1 protein-coding gene is annotated in these 1279 nt (G+C 67.0%); it reads left to right on the top strand.

Translation table 11 applies throughout. The annotated features are described in order from the left end of the window. A partial coding sequence (locus tag MFF24_RS28590; RefSeq protein ID WP_238229214.1) for a carbohydrate porin occupies window positions 1-1279 on the top strand: 1279 nt, incomplete at both ends.

The raw sequence follows: 1279 nt of genomic DNA, 5'->3' as shown, positions 1-1279 counted from the left end.
TGGCGCAGCAGCCCTCACCGGTGGGCGAGTTCAACGACCAGACCCAGCCGCGCACCGATCCCCGCATCGCCGAGAAGCCGGCCGATCCGGTGCGCGTCGGGCCGCTCGCCCCCTGGGCCACCCACATGGCCGAGCGCGGGCTCACCTTCGACGTCAACGTCTACAACTTCTACCAAGCCAACCCCTCGGCCGGCCTGCGCACCGGCGAGCAGTCCAACTCCACCTACTTCGTCCTCTCCATGACCGCCGACATGCAGCGGCTGGCCGGCATCGCCGGGGGCGCCATCAAGTTCACCCAGACCTTCTTCGGCAACGTCCGCAACCTCAACATGGCCGCCGATATCGGCGACACCACGCTCGGCTACCAGCCGCCCTTCAACCCCAACTCCAACCGCCTCTCGCTGCTCACCTATCAGCAGAAGCTCCTCGACGACCGCCTCGTCGTCGAGTTCGGCCGCACCCATCCCGACCGCTACTACGGCCTGCCGCCGTGCAACTCGATCAACTCCTGCTTCCAGGACCTGTTCTACATCAACGCCGGCTTCACCTCGCCGCTCTACGCCGTCTGGGGCGCCAACGCCGCCTACCAGCTCTCACCCTCGACCTACATCCAGGCCGGCGCCTTCTCGGTGAACCCCGGCACCAACGCTCTGTCGGGCTACGACTGGGGCTACGAGCGGCTCTCGGGCGCGCTCGTGATGACCGAGATCGGCTACAAGACCGACTACACCATGACCGCCTATCCGGGCCGCGCCTCGCTCACCGGCTTCGTCAACACGGCCGACCACGACGACAACTTCAAGACGGTGCTGGGCACCTCGCGCGGCCTCAACCCCGGCACCCCGGCGCTGCAGAAGACGGGCACGTCCGGCATCGTTCTGACCGGTACGCAGACGGTCTGGCGCGCCGATGGCGGCCTGGTCGCCAACCCGCACCCCACCGCGATCTCGCTCTACACCGGCACGGGCTACGCCTTCGATCCGACGGTGCCGATCCGCTTCAACTCGTTCGTCGGCGTTCTCTTGCAGGCGCCCGACCAGAGCCGGCCGAACGACACCTACGGCCTGAAGATGAACTGGCAGCGTCTGTCGGAGAACTACACGCAGTTCCTCGCGGATGCGAACTTCATCTCGGGCGGCTCGGGCGCACCGTATTCGCGCGACAAGTTCGTGTTCGAGGCCAACGCGCATCTCGATGTCGGCGCGGGCGTGATCCTCGAGCCGGTGGTGCAGTACGTGGTCAACCCGAACACGTTCTGGAACCCCTACACGCCGCGGCG

The sequence above is a fragment of the Methylorubrum aminovorans genome (genome assembly GCF_022179725.1).
Taxonomy (GTDB): Bacteria; Pseudomonadota; Alphaproteobacteria; order Rhizobiales; family Beijerinckiaceae; genus Methylobacterium; species Methylobacterium aminovorans.
Note: the sequence above shows the minus strand (reverse complement) of the source record. Positions and strands in the feature narration are given on the sequence as shown.